We start from the raw sequence: 19,394 nt of genomic DNA on the forward strand, positions 1-19,394 counted from the left end.
CTCAGTCCCGGGCGCGACGACCGACCACTTCCGCATTTTCGTAAGGAGCAACTGAAACCATGTCGGTTTCCGTAACCCTTCCGGCGCTCGGCGAGAGCGTCACCGAGGGCACTGTCACCCGCTGGCTGAAGGCCGAGGGCGAGCGCGTCGAGGCCGACGAGCCGTTGCTCGAGGTCTCGACCGACAAGGTCGACACCGAGATCCCGGCGCCCGCGTCCGGGATCCTCGCCGCCATCAAGGTCGCCGAGGACGAGACCGTCGAGGTCGGCGCCGAGCTGGCCATCATCGACGACGGCACCGGAGCCCCGGCCCCGGCCGCCGCTCCGGCAGCCGAGGCCCCCGCGGCTCCGGCCCCCGCCGCCGAGGCTCCGGCCCCCGCGGCCGAGGCACCCGCCGCTCCGGCCCCCGCGGCCGAGGCACCCGCCGCCGCCCCGGCCGGTGGCGCCGCCGGTACCGACGTCACCCTCCCCGCGCTCGGCGAGAGCGTCACAGAGGGCACCGTCACCCGCTGGCTGAAGGAGGTCGGCGAGGAGGTCGCGGAGGACGAGCCCCTCCTGGAGGTCTCCACGGACAAGGTCGACACCGAGATCCCGGCCCCCGTCGCGGGTGTGCTGCTGGAGATCGTGGTCGCCGAGGACGAGACCGCCGAGGTCGGCGCCAAGCTCGCCGTCATCGGTGCCGCGGGTTCGGCTCCGGCCGCCGCCCCGGCTCCGGCCGCTCCGGCACCCGCCGCCGCCCCGGCTCCGGCCGCCGCTCCGGCACCGGCTCCGGCCGCACCGGCCGCTCCGGCACCGGCTCCGGCCGCACCGGCCGCTCCGGCACCGGCTCCCGTGGCCGCTCCGGCCCCGGTGGCTCCCGCCGCTCCGGCCCCGGTCGCCGCTCCGGCGCCCGCTGCCGTCCCGGCACCCGCCCCCGTCGCCCCGGCCCCGGTGGCTCCGGCCGCACCCTCGGGTGACGACGGCGCGTACGTCACGCCGCTGGTCCGCAAGCTCGCCTCCGAGAACGGTGTCGACCTGGGCGCGGTCAAGGGCACCGGCGTCGGTGGCCGTATCCGCAAGCAGGACGTCGTCGCCGCCGCGGAGGCCGCCAGGGCCGCCGCTGCCGCTCCGGCGCCCGCCGCTCCGGCCGCCGCCAAGGCGCCGAAGCTGGAGGCCTCCCCGCTGCGCGGTCAGACGGTCAAGATGACCCGTATGCGCAAGGTCATCGGCGACAACATGATGAAGGCGCTGCACTCGCAGGCTCAGCTGACCACGGTTGTCGAGGTCGACATCACGAAGCTGATGAGGCTGCGCAACCAGGCGAAGGCCGCCTTCGCCGCCCGTGAGGGCGTCAAGCTGTCCCCGATGCCGTTCTTCGTGAAGGCGGCGGCCCAGGCGCTGAAGGCCCACCCGGTCGTCAACGCCCGGATCAACGAGGACGAGGGCACCATCACGTACTTCGACTCGGAGAACATCGGCATCGCCGTGGACGCCGAGAAGGGTCTGATGACCCCGGTCATCAAGGGTGCGGGCGACCTGAACATCGCCGGTATCTCGAAGAAGACCGCCGAGCTGGCCGGCAAGGCCCGCGGTGGCGGCCTGACCCCGGACGACATGTCCGGTGCCAGCTTCACGATCAGCAACACCGGTTCGCGCGGTGCGCTGTTCGACACCGTCATCGTGCCCCCGAACCAGGCAGCCATCCTGGGCATCGGTGCCACGGTCCGCCGTCCGGTGGTCATCGACCACCCGGACCTCGGCGAGACGATCGCGGTGCGCGACATGACGTACCTCGCGCTCTCCTACGACCACCGTCTGGTGGACGGCGCGGACGCCGCCCGTTACCTGACCACGGTCAAGGCGATCCTGGAGGCCGGTGAGTTCGAGGTCGAGCTCGGCCTCTGAACGACCCGCCTGTAACCAGCCTCACCAGCGGCGCCCCTGTCCGGAACACCTCCGGACGGGGGCGCCGCCGTATTGTCTAAGACCGACCGGCACTGTCCGGGACCGACCGGCACCGGCCAGGACCCGCCGGTGAACGGCGTCCACCGGCCGCCGGTCTCCCCACCGCCGGTCACCCCTGCCGACGTGCTGGTGTAGGCAGCACCGGTTTGCCCAGAAGGAGCACCCCATGACCCCGCCAGTCGTCCACTCGCTGCGCGAACAGATCCGCGAGCACATCGTGGACGGGATCGTCAGCGGGCGCTGGAAGCCGGGAGAGCGGATCGTGGAGCGGCGCATCGCCACCGAGCTGGAGGTCAGCCAGACACCCGTGCGCGAGGCGCTGCGGGAACTGGAGACACTGCGGCTGATCGAGTCGGCGCCCAACAAGGGCGTCCGGGTCCGCAATCTCACCGCCGCCGACCTGGAGGAGAGCTACCCCGTACGGGCCGGGCTGGAGCAGATCGCGGCGGAGCTGGCGGCCGGGGTGCTGGGCGAGGACTGCTCGGCGCTGACGCCCCATGTGGCGGCCCTGTACGAGGCGGACCGGCTGGCCGACGGGGAGGCCCAGGTGCGGCACACGGTGGCCTTCCACCGGGAGATGGTGCGGGCCGCCGGGAACGCCGTGCTGCTGCACACCTGGGAGGGGCTGGGCATCGAGGTGTTCACGGCCCTGTCCATCCGCTGGCTGGGCACGGTGCAGAAGTCCTACGCGGAGGAGCACGAGGCGCTCGTCGAGGCGTTCCTGCGGCAGGACCCGCAGATCGGGCTGCTGGCGAAGGCGCACGTCCTGGGCTGCGCGCCGCGCGCCTGAGCCCCCGATCATCTGCGGCGAGGGGCGCTCGACCGTGCGGCCGACCACCCCTTATGCGCATTTTGCTCCGTCACTCCGTGCCCTGTTTCGCGGCACCCCATGCCACTTTTCTTCAGATCGAGAAGTTTTGCCTTCAATCCTTTGATCGATCATCGATCAACGACTTAGAGTTCACTGCGCGGGCCCACCGGCCCCATTCGCCCTGTCCTGCCAGCCAGGGCCTTTTCTCCACCCCCCTCCTCTCCGGAAGGCGGCGATCATGACCGACCCCGTAGGAAAGCTTCCGAGCGAGCTCGACCAGCTCCCGGACCGTGACCCCGAGGAGACCGCCGAATGGGCGGCCTCCCTGGACGCCGTCACCAAGGCCGCGGGCCCGCACCGCGCCGCATACCTGATGCGCCGTTCGCTCCAGCACGCCGAGGGCGCCGGTCTCGCGCTGCCCAAGCTGCTGGAGACCGATTACGTCAACACCATCCCGACCGCCGCCGAGCCCGCGTTCGACGGCGACCTGGAGATGGAATCCCGGATCACCGCCTGGAACCGCTGGAACGCGGCCGCGATGGTCACCCGGGGCGCCCGCTTCGGCGTCGGCGGCCATATCGCCACCTTCGCCTCGGCGGCCTGGCTGTACGAGACCGGCTTCAACCACTTCTTCCGCGGCAAGGAGGGGGACGGCTCCGGCGACCAGCTCTACATCCAGGGCCACGCCTCCCCCGGCATCTACGCCCGCGCCTTCCTCGACGGCCGGCTCAGCGAGGCGCAGCTGGACAACTTCCGCCAGGAGACGGGCGGCGACGGCCTGCCGTCCTACCCGCACCCGCGGCGGCTGCCCTGGCTGTGGGAGTTCCCCACCGTGTCGATGGGCCTCGGCCCGCTCTCGGCCATCTACCAGGCACGCTTCAACCGCTACCTGGCCAACCGCGGCATCAAGGACACGTCGAACTCGCACGTCTGGGCCTTCCTGGGCGACGGCGAGATGGACGAGCCCGAGGCGACCGCGGCCCTCGCCCTCGCGGCGCGGGAGCAGCTGGACAACCTGACCTTCGTCATCAACTGCAACCTCCAGCGCCTCGACGGTCCGGTCCGCGCCAACTTCCGCGTGGTCCAGGAGCTGGAGGGCGCGTTCCGCGGGGCCGGCTGGAACGTCGTCAAGACGCTCTGGGGCAACGCGTGGGACGAGCTGTTCCGGCTGGACACCACGGGTGCGCTGATCCGCCGTCTCCGCGAGGTCCCGGACGCGCAGTTCCAGACGTACGCCACCCGCGACGTCGCGTACATCCGTGAGCACTTCTTCGGCGCCGAGCCCGCGCTCGCCGAGCTGGCGAAGCTGCTGACCGACGCGAAGATCGCCGAGTGTTTCTACACCTCCCGCGGTGGCCACGAGGCCCGCAAGGTGTACGCGGCCTACCGCGCGGCTCTCGCGCACAAGGGCGCGCCGACCGTGATCCTCGCGCAGACGGTGAAGGGCTACACGCTCGGCAAGGGCTTCGAGTCCAAGAACGCCAACCACCAGATGAAGAAGCTGTCCGTCGACGAGTTCAAGGACATGCGCGAGCTGCTCGGACTCCCGATCCCGGACAGCGCCTTCGCGGACGGCCTGGTGCCCTACGGCCACCCCGGCGCCGACTCCCCCGAGGTCCGTTACCTCCAGGAGCGGCGTGCCGGGCTCGGCGGCCCCGCCCCGGCCCGCCGGACGCACGCGGTGTCCCTGCCGCAGCCCGAGGAGCGCGCCTTCAAGGCGCTGTACAAGGGTTCCGGCAAGCAGGAGATGGCCACCACCATGGCGTTCGTGCGCCTGGTGAAGGACCTGATGCGGGACAAGGAGACCGGCAGGCGCTGGGTGCCGATCGTCCCGGACGAGGCCCGTACCTTCGGTATGGAGTCGCTGTTCCCGTCCGCCGGCATCTACTCCCCGCTGGGCCAGACGTACGACCCGGTCGACCGCGACCAGCTGATGTACTACAAGGAAGCCAAGGACGGCCAGATCCTCAACGAGGGGATCACCGAGGCCGGGGCCATGGCCGACTTCATCGCCGCCTCCACGTCGTACGCGACGCACGGCGAGACGATGATCCCCTTCTACATCTTCTACTCGATGTTCGGCTGGCAGCGGACCGGCGACCAGATGTGGCAGCTCGCCGACCAGCTCGGCAAGGGCTTCATCGTCGGCGCCACCGCGGGCCGCACGACGCTCACCGGTGAGGGTCTCCAGCACGCGGACGGCCACTCGCACCTGATCGCGTCCACGAACCCGGCGTCGCTCAACTACGACCCGGCGTTCGCGTACGAGATCGCGGTGATCGTCAAGGACGGTCTGCGCCGGATGTTCGGCCCCGCGCCGGAGGACGTCTTCTACTACCTGACGGTCTACAACGAGCCGAAGGCCCAGCCCGCGATGCCGGAAGGCGTCGAGGAGGGCATCCTCAAGGGCCTGTACCGCTTCAAGGAGGGCATGCCCGTCACGGCGGACGCGCCGCGCCTCCAGCTGCTCGCCTCCGGTACGGCCATCCACTGGGCCCTGAAGGCCCAGGAGCTGCTGTCCGCCGACTGGGGTGTCACGGCCGACGTCTGGTCCGCCACCTCGTGGGGCGAGCTGCGCCGCGACGCGATGGCGTCCGACGAGGCGCTGCTCCGCGGCGAGCAGCAGGTGCCGTACGTGACCCAGGCGCTCTCCGGTGCGCCGGGCCCGGTGCTCGCGGTCAGCGACTGGATGCGCCAGGTCCCGGACCAGATCAGCCAGTGGGTGGAGCAGGACTGGTCCTCGCTCGGCACGGACGGCTTCGGCCTCTCCGACACCCGTGACGCGGCCCGCCGCCACTTCGGTGTCGACGCCGAGTCGATCACGGTCGCGGCCCTGGCCCAGCTGGCCCGCCGCGGCGAGGTCACCGCGTCCGCGGTCAAGGAGGCACGGGAGCGGTACGGGCTCTGAGCCCCGACGGCCCCCCGGGTCCTCGACAGCCCCCGGTCATCGGGTGTGCGCGCCGGTCGCGCACGCCCGACGGCCGGGGGCTTCGCGGTGCGGCGACAATGGGCCCATGCGCGCTGCCCGGCTGATCAAGATGGTGCTGCTCCTCCAGTCCCGTCCCACCATGACCGCCGCCGAACTGGCCAGGGAGCTGGAGGTGTCGGAGCGGACGGTCACCCGGGACGCGCAGGCGCTCTCCGAGGCGGGTGTCCCGGTGTACGCGGACCGGGGCCGGGCCGGCGGCTACCGGCTCATCGGCGGCTACCGCACGCGCCTCACCGGCCTCGCCCGCAACGAGGCCGAGGCCCTCTTCCTCTCCGGGCTCCCCTCCGCGCTGCGCGAGATGGGCCTGGAGGACGCCTCGTCCGCCGCCCGGCTGAAGGTGTCGGCGGCCCTGCTCCCCTCGCTGCGGGACGCCTCCGCCTCCGCCGCCCAGCGTTTCCATCTGGACGCCCCGCGCTGGTACCACGAACCGGCCACCCCCGAACTGCTGCCCGCCGTGGCCGAGGCCGTCTGGGACGACCGCCTCCTCCGGGCCCGCTACCGCAAGGGCGGCGAGGACGGCACGGAGGTGGAGCGGGACATGGCCCCGTACGGTCTCGTCCTCAAGGCCGGGGTCTGGTACCTGTGCGCCCGGGTGGCGGAGGACTTCCGGGTGTACCGGATCGACCGCTTCACCTCCGTGACACCGGCCGAGGAGCACTTCGCACGCGACGAGGGCTTCGACCTGCCCGGGTTCTGGGACGAGCGGGCGGCGCAGTTCGCCCGCTCCCTGCTGCGTACGGAGGTGACCGTACGGGTGTCCGGCGCGGGCGCCCGGCAACTGGCGCACACGGGCGACCGGGCCGCCGCCCGGGAGGCGCTGGACGCCGCGGGGCCCCCGGACGCGGACGGGTGGCGCACGGTCACCCTGCCGGTCGAGTCGCTGGACGTGGCGTACGGCCAGCTGCTGACGCTGGGGCCCGAGTTGGAGGTCCTGGATCCGCCCGGGTTCCGCGTACGCTTCGCCGAGGCGGCCGAACGGCTGCGCGAACTCTATCGTTGAAAGGCTTCATTTCGGTGTCTCCGCATGCGTCACCCGCCGCCAAGTACGATGCTGGACCCGTGATGGACGAGACGGAATTCTGGGAGCTCATCGACAGCACCCGCGAGGCCGCCGAGGGCGACCCCGAGGACCACGCCGACCTGCTGGTGGAACGGCTGGTGCAGCTCGATCCCGATTCCGTGCTGGACTTCGCCCGGCACTTCGAGGCGCGCTACAACCGCGCGTACCGCTGGGACCTGTGGGGCGCCGCCGCCGTGCTGCTCGGCGGGGCGGGCGACGACGCGTTCGACTACTTCCGGTGCTGGCTGATCGGCCAGGGCCGGGAGGTCTTCGAGGGCGCGCTGCACGACCCGGACGGCCTCGCCGAACTCCTCGACGACTTCGACGAGGAGCTGGACGGTGATGCCGAGGACCTGGGCTACGCCGCCGACGAGGCGTACGAGCAGCTCACCGGAGTGGTCGCGCCGGACCTGGGACTTCCGCCGCAGGCCACGGATCCCGAGGGCACCCCGGTGAGCTTCGAGGACGACGCGGCCCTGGCGGCACGTTTCCCCCTGCTGTGGGACCGCTTCGGCACCGGCTGACCCGGGGGCCGGCACCCCGGGCCGGGGTGCCGGCCGGGATCAGAAGTGGGTTCCGCCGTCGATACGGATCTCCGTACCGGTGATGAACGCCCCGTCCTCGGAGCCGAGCATCGCGACGACACCCGCCACGGTGTCCGGGCTGGCGAAGCCCGCGCCGAGGGCCGGGGAGAGCTTCGCGAAGAGCGACATGTCGGCGTCGGCGGGCAGCCCCGGGCCGTTGCCGCTCGTCATGTCGGACGAGATCGAGCCGGGCGCGACGGCGACGAACCGCACCCCCTGCTTGCTGTACTCGCTCGCCAGGGCGTGGGTCATCGACTGGATGCCGCCCTTGCTGGCCGCGTAGGCCGCCATGTACGGGTGCGCGAAGGCTGCCGAGGTGGAGGAGAAGTTCACGACGACCGGCCCGTCGCCCTCCAGCAGGGCCCCAATCGCCTCGCGGACCATCAGGAACGTACCGGTGAGGTTGACCGCGATGATCTTGTTGAAGAACTCCAGCGTGGTCCTGTGCGTGTGCTCGGAGCGCAGGATCCCGGCCGCGTTGACCAGGACGTCCAGGCCGCCGAGGGTGTCGAGCGCGGAGGCGACGCCGGCGCGTACCGACGCCTCGTCGGAGATGTCCAGGGCCAGGGTGGTGAGGCGCTCGGCGGTGCCGTCGGCCACGGCGGTCCCGTGGGTCTCCTCCAGACCGGCCGTGTTGACGTCGGCGGCGACGACACGGCCGCCCTCGGCCAGGACACGGTGGACGGTGGCCCGGCCGATGCCGGAGCCGCCGCCGGTGATGAGGACGCGGCGGCCTTCGTAGCGGTTCATGTGGTGTCTCCCGATCCCGGATCCGCCGGCGTGTGCGCCGGATGTCCGATGACGTTCCCGAGGGATATCCGACTGGACGTCCCGTTTCGTGTCCACCGTACGTCCAGGTGGCACGTATTGCCATAACGGCATTACGTGCACCCCTATTCCGTCCGCACCCCGCCCACCGGGGTAATCTGCTGGGAATGAGCCCTCAGCAGCCGTCCCTCACCGAGCGCCGCAAGGCCGCGACCCAGCTGGACATCGCGCGGGCGGCCGCCGCGCTCTTCGCGGAGCGCGGGCCGGACGGCACCACGGCCGAGGACATCGCCCACCGGGCGGGCGTGGCGCTGCGCACCTTCTACCGGTACTTCCGGTCCAAGCAGGACGCGGTGGGCCCCCTGCTGTCCGGCGGCGCCGAACGCTGGCGGGACCTGCTCGAAGCGGCCGAGCCCGGGACCCCGCCGGCCGAGGCCCTGGAGCGGGCCGTCAACGACTCACTGGCCGCGCCGGACGCCGCCGCGGTCGAGCAGCTCACCTGGACGCGCGGTCTGCTCCGGGCCGCCGACGACGATCCGGCGCTGCGCGCGGTCTGGTACCGGGTGAATCAGGACTCCGAGGAGCGGCTGCTCCCGGTGCTGACCCGGCTGGCGGGCGAGGGTGCGGACCCGCTGGAGGTACGGCTCGCGGCGGCGGCCGCCACCGCCGCGGTACGGGTGGCGCTGGAGGCCTGGGCCCGGACGGACGCACCGGCGACCGGCGACGGTTCACCGGCCGCGCTCGCGGTGCGCTGCCTGCATGAACTCATGGGCGGAACACGGCTGTTCAAGGGGTGAGCCGGCACCCCGCCGACCACCGCGGCCGGAACGCCCCGGCCGGCCGGGGCCGCCGGAGGGCCGTCAGGAAGCCGTCAGCGAACGCCCCATCAGAACGTCGTCGACATAGCGTCCGTGCAGGAAGAACTCCCCGCTCAGCACGCCCTCCACGGCGAAGCCCTCCGACGCGTACAGGGCACGGGCCGGGGCGTTGTGGCCGAGCACACGCAGGGTGACACGGTTCGCGCCCTGGCGCCGCGCCTCGGCGCAGGCGGCCCGCAGCAGGGCCCGCGCGACGCCGTTGCCGCGCGCCCAGCCGGCGACGGCCAGGCCCTGTATCTGCCGCACATGCGCGTTGCAGGCCAGCGGGGTGGGCAGCGCGAGCCGGATGTACCCGGCGATGCGGAGCCCCTCGGAAGCGCTGTGCGCCTCGGCCACGAGGAAGTCCCCGGGCCGGTGCCGCTCGTCGAAGAACGGCTCGTACGGCGGCTGCGGCTTCGGCTGCACGGCGTGCAGCGTCGACCAGGTGGCCCGGTCGAGCTCCCCCAGCGCGTCGTCGTCGGCGAGCACCGCGTGGCGGACGGGGCGGAGGGTGAGCGAGTCCATGGCCTCACTGTGCCACGCCGCGATCCGGGCGATCCACGGGGTTTCCCGGTGATCCACCGGGGTTCCGTGTGATCCATGGGGCAGGATGGGCCCATGCTGCGCACCCGTATCGCCGTGAGCGGATCGACCGGACTCATCGGAGCGGCGCTGGTGCGCTCGCTGCGGGCCGACGGACACGAGGTGACCCGCCTGGTCCGGCGCCCGGCACGGGCGGGCGACGAGGTGGAGTGGCATCCCCGACGGGGGTACGTGGACGTGGCCGGCCTGGTCGGCTGCGACGCCGTCGTCCATCTCGCCGGAGCCGGGGTCGGCGACCGCCGCTGGACCGAGGCGTACAAGCGGGAGATCCGCGACAGCAGGGTGCTGGGCACCGCCGCGATCGCCGAGGCTGTCGCCTCGCTCGACACTCCCCCGAAGGTCCTGCTGTCCGGGTCCGCCATCGGTTTCTACGGCGACACCGGGGACCGCGCGGTGGACGAGAGCGCTCCGCCCGGCGAGGGCTTCCTGCCCTCCGTGTGCGAGGAGTGGGAAGCGGCCACCGCCGCCGCGGAGGAGGCCGGCGTACGGACGGTGCACGCGCGCACCGGACTGGTGGTCGCCCGCCGGGGCGGGGCCTGGGGCCGGCTCTTCCCGCTGTTCAAGGCCGGACTCGGCGGACGGATGGGCAACGGCCGCCAGTACTGGAGCTTCATCGCGCTGCACGACCACATCGCGGCCATGCGCCACATCCTCGGAACGGAGACGCTGTCCGGACCGGTGAACCTGACCGGACCCGATCCCGTCACCAACGCCGAGGTGACCGCCGCGATGGGCCGTGTGCTGCACCGCCCGACGCTCTTCACCGCCCCCGCGCCCGCGCTGCGCATCGCCCTCGGGGACTTCGCCGAGGACGTCCTGGGCAGCCAGCGGGTACTGCCGCGGCGGCTCCTCGACTCCGGATTCACGTTCGCCTTCCCGGGAATCGACGCGGCCGTCCGCGCGGCCCTGCCCTGAGCCGGCACCCGGTGACGGGGCCGCCGCCGCGCCGCGTGCGACCCCGTGCACCGGTCCCCAGGTGCGCGCGACTGTATCTGTATCGGCCATCCTCCTAGCCTCGACCCGAACTCCGGCATTCCGGGGGCCTGTTGGGGGCAAGAGCCCCCCACCAGTCGCGCCGACTCGGGAGGGGCATGTGCTCAGCACGGCACACCACGCGGACGTGGTCATCATCGGGGCCGGAACAGCCGGTCTGTCAGCGGCACATCAGCTGACCAGCGCGGGGGTCAGCGTCACAGTCCTGGAGGCCGCCCCTCGGGTCGGCGGCCGCCTGGTCACCCACGAGGTGGACGGCTTCCTGCTCGATCGCCTCGGCCCCCTGCTCAGCACCTCGTATCCCGAACTGCGCCTCACCCCCGGGCTCGACGGTCTGGTCCTGCGGGAGTTCGCCCCCGGGGTCCTCGTCCACAGCGAGGGCCGCCGCCACCGGACCGGCGACATACGAAGCGCGAGGGGCGCACTGAAAGCGGTGCGCACCCGGTCGAGCGCCCCCCGCACACGGCAGAGCACGAGCCGGGGCGGAGCCCGCGGCATCCCCCGGAGCGGCGCCGTGGCGGAGGCCATCGACCGGGCCCGGCTCGGAGCCGCCCTGTCCCGGCTGGCCGCCGTTCCGGCCGACCGGATACTGAACCGGCCGGAACGGACGGCGCTGGCCGCCCTGCCGACCCACGGCCTCCCCGCCCGTACGGTCAACGGCTTTCTGCGCCCGCTGCTCTCCGCGCTGCTCAGCGACCCGGAGCTCACCACATCGAGCCGGCGCGCCGATCTCGCCCTGCGCGGCTACGCCCGCGGCGGGCTCTGTGTGCCGGAGGGCGGCTCGGCCGCCCTGCCCGCGCTGCTGGCGGCCGCGCTGCCGCCGGGCACGGTACGGACGGGAGTCCATGTCACGGCCGCCGACATCACCTCGGTGCGCACCAAGGAGCACGGCGAGCTGACCTGCCGCTCCCTGCTGCTGGCCACCGGAGCGGGCGCGGCCGCCGAGCTGCTGCCGGGGCTGCGGATTCCGGCCTTCCATCCGGTGACGGTCCTTCACCACACGGCGCCCGCCCCGCCGCCGACGGGCAGTTCGCTGCTCCTGGACGCCGACCGCTCGGGCCCGGTCGCGTACAGCGCCGTGATGAGCGAGGTCGACCCCTCGCGCGCGCCCCGGGGCCGCACGCTCATCACCTCGACGGTGCTCGGCACCCCGCCCCCGGACCTCGACAGATCCGTCCGCGGGCATCTCGCGGCGCTGTACGGCACCCCGACGGACGACTGGGAGCTGCTGGCGGCCCATCACGACCCGGAGGCGGTCCCGGCGATGGAGCCGCCGCACGATCCGCGCCGCCCGGTCCGGCTGCTCGCCGGGCTGTACGTGTGCGGTGACCACCGCGACACGAGCACGGTCCAGGGCGCGCTGTACTCGGGGCGCCGCGCCGCCGCGGCGATCCTGGCCGACCTGGGGGTACGGAAGGGGTACGGGGACGGCTCCACGCTCACCGAGGCGGCGTAGGCGCCGGGGCGCCGCCGGCCGGGGTCAGCCGAGGGCGGCGACCCGGTCGCGGTATCCGCGTACGGCGGCCGCGTCCCGGTACGGCTCCAGCCGGCGCTCGAACTCCCGCACGTACTCCGTGGCGCGGGCCGAGCGCATCTCGGACGCCTGCTGCGCCGCCTCGGCGGCCAGCAGGCAGGCCTGGTCCAGTTCGCCGAGGCCGAGCCGCGCCGTGGCGAGCACCACCCGGCAGAACAGCCTGCTGCGGGCGTAGGCCGGGGCGCGCAGCTGGAGCGAGCGCTCCGCGTGCTGCGCGGCGGCCCGGTACTGCTGGAGGTCCCGGTGGCAGTGGCCGAACTCGTCCGCGAGCTGGGCCTCGTCGAAGTACCGGGCCCAGTGCGGCATCTCGTCGCCGGGGCGCGCGGACTCCAGGGCGCGCTCCGCGCGGGCCAGCGAGGCGACGCACGCCCGCGCCTCGCCGAGCACCCCGTGCCCGCGTGCCTCCACCGAGTGCAGCAGCGCCTGGGCGACGGGGGGCGCGGCCGAGCCGATGCCCTGCTGGGCGACCCGGGCCAGCTGGACGGCCTCCCTGCCGTGTCCGAGGTAGACCGCCTGGCGGCTCATGGTGATCAGCACGTAGGCGCCGTAACCCCGGTCTCCGGCGGCCTGGGCGAGCCGCAGGGCCTGGACGAAGTAGCGCTGGGCCAGACCGTGCGCGGCGATGTCGTACGAGGTCCAGCCCGCCAGCCGGGTCAGGTCGGCGGCCGCCGAGAACAGCCGCCTGCCGGTGGTCTCGCCGTAGCTCCCCCGGAGCATCGGCTCGGCCTCGTGCTCCAGGTACCGCACCAGGGCCTGCCGGGCGTGTCCGCCGCCGTAGGCGTTGTCGAGGGTGCGGAAGAGCTCACCGACCGAGCGGAGCGCGGCGACGTCCCCGCTGCCCACCCGCTGCCCCGGCCCGCGGTCGGTGGTGCGCTGCCTCGGCACGACGGGCGGCGCCGGCGGCATGGGGGGACGCACGGGTCCGGGGCCGGTGGTGCCGGCGCCGCCGCGGCCTCGCTGTCCCCCCACCACGGAGGAGCGGTGGGGGCCGGAGCCCGGCCCGCCGCCCATCGGTCCGGGGGCCCCGCCGGGTCCGGCCGACCCGGCTCCCCCGGGTGCCCCGGCCCCCGCCGTTCCGCGGGGCGCGCCCGGCGGTGCGGTGGACTGCGCCGCCGCGGCCCGGGGTGCCGCGTCACCGTTGCCCACCCACTCGTCGGCCCGTCCGATCAGCCAGTCCCGGCTGGGGACGACCAGTCCGGCCGGGGTGAAGGCGATCTTGCGCAGCTCCGCGTGGCTGCCGGAGTCCTTGCGCCACAGGCCGCTGACGATGTCGACCGCCTCGGCCGGGGTGGCCGCGAACTCCAGCCCCGCGTAGACGGGCGCGCAGGCGTCGAGGCCCAGGTCCTGGGCGGAGAGCCGGCGTCCCAGCCGCCGGGTGAAGACCTCGGCGATCAGCGCGGGCGTGGTTCCCCGCGGCTGCTGTCCCCGCAGCCAACGGGTCACCGAGGTCTTGTCGTACCGCAGATCGAGGCCGTGTTCGAGTCCGAGTTGATCGACCCGGCGGGCCAGGCCGGCATGGGAGAAACCGGCTTCCGCGATGAGTGAGGCGAGTCGGCGGTTAGGGGTGCGCTGCGGGGGTCGTTCCGACATCAGCTGTACGGTCTCCTGCCTTCGGGGCCGGGCGGGCAGCCCTAATGGAACGGCGCGAATTTAGCGGCCCTTCGGGCGGTCACAGCCACCTTTGCTCCACTTTCATCCGATCGTGTGAGGATTGCTGACGGAGCTGACGGGAATGACCTGCCGGATCACCCGTTCGGGAGCGGTCGTACAGTGGCCCGGGGCGCGATCGGCGCAGGGCGACGTGGCTCCGGGGACACCCCTCCGGGCTCCCGGCACCACGAGTAGGAAGGGCATCCCCGTGAGTGAGCTGCGGTTCGTCCGTCTGGGGTTCGGCGAGGAAGCGGTCGAGTACCAGGAGGCCTGGCAGAAGCAGCGCGAGGTGCACGCGGCCCGGTTCGAGGACACCGTCCCCGACACCTGCCTGCTCGTGGAACACCCGCCGGTCTACACGGCGGGGCGCCGCACGGCGGACAGCGAGCGCCCGCTGGACGGCACTCCGGTCATCGACGTGGACCGCGGCGGCAAGATCACCTGGCACGGCCCGGGGCAGCTCGTGGGCTACCCCATCCAGAAGCTGCCGCGTCCGGTCGACGTCGTCGCCCACGTCCGCCGGCTGGAGGACGCGCTGATCCGTACGGCCGCCGACTTCGGCCTGGAGACCTCCCGGGTCGAGGGCCGCAGCGGTGTCTGGGTGCTGGGCGACCCGGTCGAGGAGCGCCGCGCCCCCGGCGGGCTCTCGCTCGACTTCGACCCGAGACTCCGGGACGACGAGTTCGACCCCCGGCTGAACGGCCCCGAATACGCCCCTTCCAACGCGGGCCAGCGCCGGGAGGACCGCAAGCTCGCCGCGATCGGGATCCGGGTCGCCAAGGGTGTGACCATGCACGGTTTCGCCCTGAACGTGAACCCGGACAACACCTGGTTCGACCGGATCGTGCCCTGCGGCATCCGGGACGCCGGGGTCACCTCGCTCAGTTACGAGCTGGGCCGCGAGATCACCATCGCGGACGTCCTCCCGGTCGCCGAGAAGCACCTGCGGGAGGTCCTGGAGAACGCGGAACTCGCGCCCAGGGTGGTCGAGCCCCCGCGGGCCGCGCCCCCCGCTTAGGGCCGTTCGGGGAATAGGCCCCGATGGCCACAGGTTGGCCAGGCGTAAGACCGTTTGAACTACGGGCGTACCCTGGTGTTCGCCGAAGAATCGAATGCAGCGAGAGCAAAGGGAGTGCCGGAGTGTCCGCTGTCGCACCCGACGGGCGCAAGATGCTGCGCCTGGAGGTCCGGAACAGCCAGACCCCCATCGAGCGCAAGCCCGAGTGGATCAAGACCCGGGCGAAGATGGGCCCCGAGTACAACCAGTTGCAGAAGCTCGTCAAGAGCGAGGGGCTGCACACGGTCTGCCAGGAGGCGGGCTGTCCCAACATCTTCGAATGCTGGGAGGACCGCGAAGCCACCTTCCTCATCGGTGGCGACCAGTGCACCCGGCGCTGTGACTTCTGCCAGATCGACACGGGCAAGCCTCAGGCGCTGGACCTGGACGAGCCCCGCCGCGTCGGCGAGTCGGTCGTCACGATGGACCTGAACTACGCCACCATCACCGGCGTCGCCCGCGACGACCTGGAGGACGGCGGCGCCTGGCTGTACGCCGAGACCGTGCGCCAGATCCACGCGCTGACGGCGGAGCGGGAGGCCGGAGCGACCAAGGTCGAGCTGCTGATCCCCGACTTCAACGCGGAGCCCGAGCAGCTCGCCGAGGTCTTCTCCTCGCGCCCCGAGGTGCTCGCGCACAACGTGGAGACGGTGCCGCGGATCTTCAAGCGGATCCGCCCCGGCTTCCGCTACGAGCGTTCCCTGGAAGTCATCACGCGGGCCCGCGAGGCCGGCCTGGTGACCAAGTCCAACCTGATCCTCGGCATGGGCGAGACCCGTGAGGAGGTCAGCGAGGCGCTCCAGGACCTGTACGACGCGGGCTGCGAGCTGATCACGATCACGCAGTACCTGCGGCCGTCCGTACGGCACCACCCGGTCGAGCGCTGGGTGAAGCCGCACGAGTTCGTGGAGCTGAAGGACGAGGCCGACGCGATCGGCTACTCCGGTGTGATGTCGGGGCCGCTGGTGCGTTCCTCGTACCGTGCCGGGCGTCTCTTCCAGCAGGCGATGGAGGCCCGCGGCGCCGCCGCCGGAGTCCCCGCGGCGGCCGCCCCCACTGTGTGAATCCGAGCACAAGCGACTACCGGTCGGTAATGACCCGTTCGGCGCGGCCCGTACGCTCCCCCGCAGGTGGGGGACGCGTATGGGCCGCTTCGACGTGCGCGCCGCCGGAATCAAGGTTTCATTGGTGTTTGACCGACCGGTCACGCACTGGTAACACCGAGCAGTGACCCTAGGTACACCCGCAGCAATGGCTCCCGCAGCCGCTGCCGTCACCGCTTGCCGTACGCCGCTCCGCCCCCATTCCGCGCATCCGCTCCGAGGGGAACCACCACGATGCAGGCCGCGCCGGTCCGTGCCCACACCATCCCGTCCGTCACCGATGCCCTCCGCGCCGTCGAGTCGCTGCTGCTGAGCAGTGGCCAGCGCACGGCCCGCCACAATGCCTGGACGGCGGTCCTGGAGGACCGCCGCCGGGCCAAGGACCGCGTCGAGGCCCTGCACGTACTGGAGGCCGTGGCCGACCGCCGTTCCCGGGCCACGTAAACTTCTGTACATGGCGAGGAAGGCAAACACTGAAGGCGCGGACAGCGCCGAGAACGCGGGGCGGCTCAAGCAGATCGCCCTGACCTACAAGATGACCAGGCGGACCGACTCCAAGATCGGTCTTGTCGTCGCTGGTGTGGGAATCGTCACCTTCGGTGTCCTTCTCGCCATCGGCTTCGTGGTCGGGCATCCGGTCTATCTGGGCATCCTGGGCTTCGTCCTGGCCCTCCTCGCGATGGCGATCGTCTTCGGGCGGCGTGCCGAGCGGGCGGCCTTCGGGCAGATGGAGGGACAGCCCGGCGCGGCGGCGGCGGTACTGGACCGGGTGGGCCGTGGCTGGACCACGACGCCCGCGGTCGCGATGAACCGCAGCCAGGACGTCGTCCACCGGGCCGTCGGCAAGGCCGGCATCGTGCTGGTGGCCGAGGGCAACCCGAACCGGGTGAAGAGCCTCCTGGCGGCCGAGAAGAAGAAGATGGCCCGCATCGTGATCGACGTACCGGTGCACGACATCATCGTCGGTGACGGCGAGGGCCAGGTGCCGCTGAAGAAGGTGCGCACCAAGATGCTGAAGCTCCCGCGCGTCCTGACCGGCCCGCAGGTCACCGCGGCCAACGACCGGCTGCGGGCGATGGGCGACCTGATGAGCAACATGCCGCTGCCGAAGGGCCCGATGCCCAAGGGCATGCGGATGCCGCGCGGCGGAAAGATGCGCTGAGCGCCCCCACCCACTCGCAGAAGAGGCGGCCCCGGTACCGATCGGTACCGGGGCCGCCTCTTTTCGTTCCGCTCGCTGCCCGGTGGCCTGGGCCCCTACGGGGATCCGGCTCAGATACGGACCTGGACGGCGCGGGCCAGCCGGTCGTGCAGACCGCGCCCGTCGCGGTCCCAGACCAGGGCGGGGATGACCAGAACGAGCAGCACGCTCCGCAGGATCACGCGGCCCGTACCGGCCCGGCCGCCGTTCTCGGCGACGACGCGCAGCCCCAGGATGCGCTTGCCGGGCGTGGAGCCGACGGTTCCGACGGTGAGCACGCTCATCACGAGGAAGATCCCGAGTGCCCAGTTGCCCGCCGCCTGCTGGTCACCGCGAGCGAGCAGCCCGTATGCGATCACCATGCAGAGCGACCAGTCGATGAAGAGTGCTCCGAAGCGGCGGCCGAGCGGGGCCACGGACCCCGGTCCTTTCTCGGGCAGCCCGAGCCTCTTGCCCCGGTAGCCGAAGTCGGCGCCCATCTCCTCGGCGGCCGCACGCGGTCCGGAGAGCCACGATCCGATTGCTTGCCTGTTGTCCACCCGTCCACGGTACTGCGCGGGGGTCCGCGTCCGGCCGGGCGGGGCACCGGTACCCGCGTCGCTGAGGCGCCGCTCACACCCGCCCCGGTTAACTTGGGCGAAACAAATGGGTCATGCTTGAGAAATCCCGCCTGCCTATGGTCGGGTCCAGCGTGTGCCACCGCACTGGCCGCACAACGAGCTGCAACCCCGTCCCTCCCGGGCCGGGAGTAGGAGGAGTTGGATGTTCCAGAACGCCGACGAAGTGCAGAAGTACGTCGCGGACAACGACGTCAAGTTCATCGACGTCCGGTTCTGCGACCTGCCCGGGGTGATGCAGCACTTCACGATCCCGGCAGCGACCTTCGACCCGGCGGAGGAACTCGCCTTCGACGGTTCGTCGATCCGCGGCTTCCAGGCCATCCACGAGTCCGACATGGCGCTCCGCGCCGACCTGTCGACGGCTCGGGTGGACCCGTTCCGCCGCGACAAGACGGTCAACATCAACTTCTTCATCCACGACCCGATCACCGGCGAGCAGTACAGCCGTGACCCGCGCAACGTGGCCAGGAAGGCCGAGGCGTACCTCGCCTCCACCGGCATCGCCGACACCGCGTACTTCGGTCCCGAGGCCGAGTTCTACGTCTTCGACAACGTCCGCTTCCAGACGTCGGCGAACGAGAGCTTCTACCACATCGATTCCGAGGCAGGCGCCTGGAACACCGGTGCGACCGAGAACAACCGCGGTTACAAGGTCCGTTACAAGGGCGGCTACTTCCCGGTCCCGCCGGTCGACCACTTCGCCGACCTGCGTGCCGAGATCTCCCTGGAGCTGGACAAGAACGGCCTCCAGGTCGAGCGCCAGCACCACGAGGTCGGCACCGCCGGCCAGGCCGAGATCAACTACAAGTTCAACACGCTGCTGGCCGCGGCCGACGACCTGATGCTCTTCAAGTACATCGTGAAGAACGTCGCCTGGCGCAACGGCAAGACCGCGACCTTCATGCCGAAGCCGATCTTCGGCGACAACGGCTCGGGCATGCACGTCCACCAGTCCCTGTGGGCCGGCGGCGACCCGCTGTTCTACGACGAGCAGGGTTACGCGGGCCTGTCGGACATGGCCCGCTACTACATCGGCGGCATCCTCAAGCACGCCCCGTCGCTGCTGGCCTTCACCAACCCGACGGTGAACTCGTACCACCGCCTGGTCCCCGGCTTCGAGGCCCCGGTCAACATGGTGTACTCCCAGCGCAACCGCTCCGCCGCGATGCGCATCCCGATCACGGGCTCGAACCCGAAGGCCAAGCGCGTCGAGTTCCGCGCCCCGGACCCGTCCTCGAACCCGTACCTGGCCTTCGCCGCGCTGCTGATGGCGGGCCTCGACGGTGTGAAGAACAAGATCGAGCCGGCCGAGCCGATCGACAAGGACCTCTACGAGCTGGCTCCCGAGGAGCACGCCAACGTCCAGCAGGTCCCGACCTCGCTCCCGGCCGTGCTGGAAGCGCTGGAGGCGGACAACGAGTACCTCCAGGCCGGCGGCGTCTTCACGCCCGACCTGATCGAGACGTGGATCGACTACAAGCGCACGCACGAGATCGCCCCGATCCAGCTGCGCCCGCACCCGCACGAGTTCGAGCTGTACTTCGACCTCTAGAGCACGTCCCCGCCGGCCGGTGAGGCCGCCGGAATCATCGCCTGAGGGCCGTCACCCGCTGTTCCGGGG

General features: G+C 72.1%; 17 protein-coding genes. 13 read left to right on the forward strand and 4 right to left on the reverse strand.

From position 1 onward, the window contains the following. Positions 1–59: 59 nt before the first annotated feature. The 5 genes from sucB (at position 60) to ACIGJO_RS01870 (ending at position 7,327) form a co-directional block, all read left to right on the forward strand. A complete protein-coding gene (gene sucB / locus ACIGJO_RS01850) occupies positions 60–1,883 on the forward strand; it encodes a 2-oxoglutarate dehydrogenase, E2 component, dihydrolipoamide succinyltransferase (RefSeq protein WP_399950552.1) in 1,824 nt (607 codons plus the stop codon). A gap of 226 nt (positions 1,884–2,109) precedes the next feature. After that, entirely contained in the window at positions 2,110–2,733 is a 624-nt protein-coding gene (locus ACIGJO_RS01855; protein ID WP_266930044.1) for a GntR family transcriptional regulator, read from the forward strand. Positions 2,734–2,992: 259 nt separating this feature from the next. Then, the gene (aceE, locus tag ACIGJO_RS01860; RefSeq protein WP_399950556.1) at positions 2,993–5,662 is read left to right on the forward strand and encodes a pyruvate dehydrogenase (acetyl-transferring), homodimeric type; all 2,670 of its coding nucleotides are present in this window, start codon (positions 2,993–2,995) and stop codon (positions 5,660–5,662) included. Positions 5,663–5,768: 106 nt separating this feature from the next. Beyond that, complete coding sequence (locus tag ACIGJO_RS01865) at positions 5,769–6,743, forward strand: helix-turn-helix transcriptional regulator (protein WP_399950559.1); 975 nt, start codon at positions 5,769–5,771, stop codon at positions 6,741–6,743. Between the two features lie 62 nt (positions 6,744–6,805). Beyond that, a complete protein-coding gene (locus tag ACIGJO_RS01870) occupies positions 6,806–7,327 on the forward strand; it encodes a DUF4240 domain-containing protein (RefSeq protein WP_399950562.1) in 522 nt (173 codons plus the stop codon). A 39-nt stretch (positions 7,328–7,366) separates the two neighbouring features. Here the strand turns inward: ACIGJO_RS01870 and ACIGJO_RS01875 are convergent, their stop codons facing one another. Continuing rightward, positions 7,367–8,137, reverse strand: coding sequence for an SDR family NAD(P)-dependent oxidoreductase (locus ACIGJO_RS01875; RefSeq protein ID WP_399950565.1), 771 nt, complete (start codon positions 8,135–8,137; stop codon positions 7,367–7,369). A 185-nt stretch (positions 8,138–8,322) separates the two neighbouring features. Between ACIGJO_RS01875 and ACIGJO_RS01880 the strand changes: the two genes are divergently transcribed. Continuing rightward, positions 8,323–8,952: a TetR/AcrR family transcriptional regulator gene (locus ACIGJO_RS01880; protein ID WP_399950568.1), complete on the forward strand. Its 630-nt coding sequence runs from the start codon at positions 8,323–8,325 to the stop codon at positions 8,950–8,952. Positions 8,953–9,015: 63 nt separating this feature from the next. On the opposite strand, the gene ACIGJO_RS01885 is transcribed toward ACIGJO_RS01880, so the two are convergent. Next, positions 9,016–9,537, reverse strand: coding sequence for a GNAT family N-acetyltransferase (locus ACIGJO_RS01885; protein ID WP_399951672.1), 522 nt, complete (start codon positions 9,535–9,537; stop codon positions 9,016–9,018). Positions 9,538–9,630: 93 nt separating this feature from the next. Between ACIGJO_RS01885 and ACIGJO_RS01890 the strand changes: the two genes are divergently transcribed. Both ACIGJO_RS01890 and ACIGJO_RS01895 read left to right on the forward strand, forming a co-directional pair. After that, complete coding sequence (locus tag ACIGJO_RS01890) at positions 9,631–10,530, forward strand: TIGR01777 family oxidoreductase (protein ID WP_399950571.1); 900 nt, start codon at positions 9,631–9,633, stop codon at positions 10,528–10,530. A gap of 178 nt (positions 10,531–10,708) precedes the next feature. After that, entirely contained in the window at positions 10,709–12,064 is a 1,356-nt protein-coding gene (locus ACIGJO_RS01895; RefSeq protein ID WP_399950574.1) for an NAD(P)/FAD-dependent oxidoreductase, read from the forward strand. 24 nt (positions 12,065–12,088) lie between these two features. Here the strand turns inward: ACIGJO_RS01895 and ACIGJO_RS01900 are convergent, their stop codons facing one another. Then, the gene (locus ACIGJO_RS01900; RefSeq protein ID WP_399950577.1) at positions 12,089–13,732 is read right to left on the reverse strand and encodes a regulator; all 1,644 of its coding nucleotides are present in this window, start codon (positions 13,730–13,732) and stop codon (positions 12,089–12,091) included. Positions 13,733–14,000: 268 nt separating this feature from the next. On the opposite strand from ACIGJO_RS01900, the gene lipB reads away from it, so the two are divergent. The 4 genes from lipB (at position 14,001) to ACIGJO_RS01920 (ending at position 17,114) form a co-directional block, all read left to right on the forward strand. Beyond that, positions 14,001–14,810 (forward strand): lipoyl(octanoyl) transferase LipB, encoded by an 810-nt coding sequence (gene lipB / locus ACIGJO_RS01905; RefSeq protein WP_399950580.1) that lies wholly within the window; start codon positions 14,001–14,003, stop codon positions 14,808–14,810. A gap of 122 nt (positions 14,811–14,932) precedes the next feature. Then, positions 14,933–15,913 (forward strand): lipoyl synthase, encoded by a 981-nt coding sequence (gene lipA, locus ACIGJO_RS01910; protein WP_399950583.1) that lies wholly within the window; start codon positions 14,933–14,935, stop codon positions 15,911–15,913. A gap of 273 nt (positions 15,914–16,186) precedes the next feature. Next, positions 16,187–16,396 (forward strand): hypothetical protein, encoded by a 210-nt coding sequence (locus ACIGJO_RS01915; protein ID WP_399950586.1) that lies wholly within the window; start codon positions 16,187–16,189, stop codon positions 16,394–16,396. A 10-nt stretch (positions 16,397–16,406) separates the two neighbouring features. Continuing rightward, positions 16,407–17,114: a DUF4191 domain-containing protein gene (locus ACIGJO_RS01920; protein ID WP_266930060.1), complete on the forward strand. Its 708-nt coding sequence runs from the start codon at positions 16,407–16,409 to the stop codon at positions 17,112–17,114. A gap of 110 nt (positions 17,115–17,224) precedes the next feature. On the opposite strand, the gene ACIGJO_RS01925 is transcribed toward ACIGJO_RS01920, so the two are convergent. After that, the gene (locus ACIGJO_RS01925; protein ID WP_399950590.1) at positions 17,225–17,692 is read right to left on the reverse strand and encodes an RDD family protein; all 468 of its coding nucleotides are present in this window, start codon (positions 17,690–17,692) and stop codon (positions 17,225–17,227) included. A gap of 223 nt (positions 17,693–17,915) precedes the next feature. Between ACIGJO_RS01925 and glnA the strand changes: the two genes are divergently transcribed. Further along, on the forward strand, positions 17,916–19,325 hold the full coding sequence (gene glnA, locus ACIGJO_RS01930; RefSeq protein ID WP_399950593.1) for a type I glutamate--ammonia ligase: 1,410 nt from the start codon (positions 17,916–17,918) through the stop codon (positions 19,323–19,325). The last annotated feature ends 69 nt before the right edge of the window (positions 19,326–19,394 follow it).

This window comes from Streptomyces sp. NPDC079020 (genome assembly GCF_044542225.1).
Classification (GTDB): Bacteria; Actinomycetota; Actinomycetes; order Streptomycetales; family Streptomycetaceae; genus Streptomyces.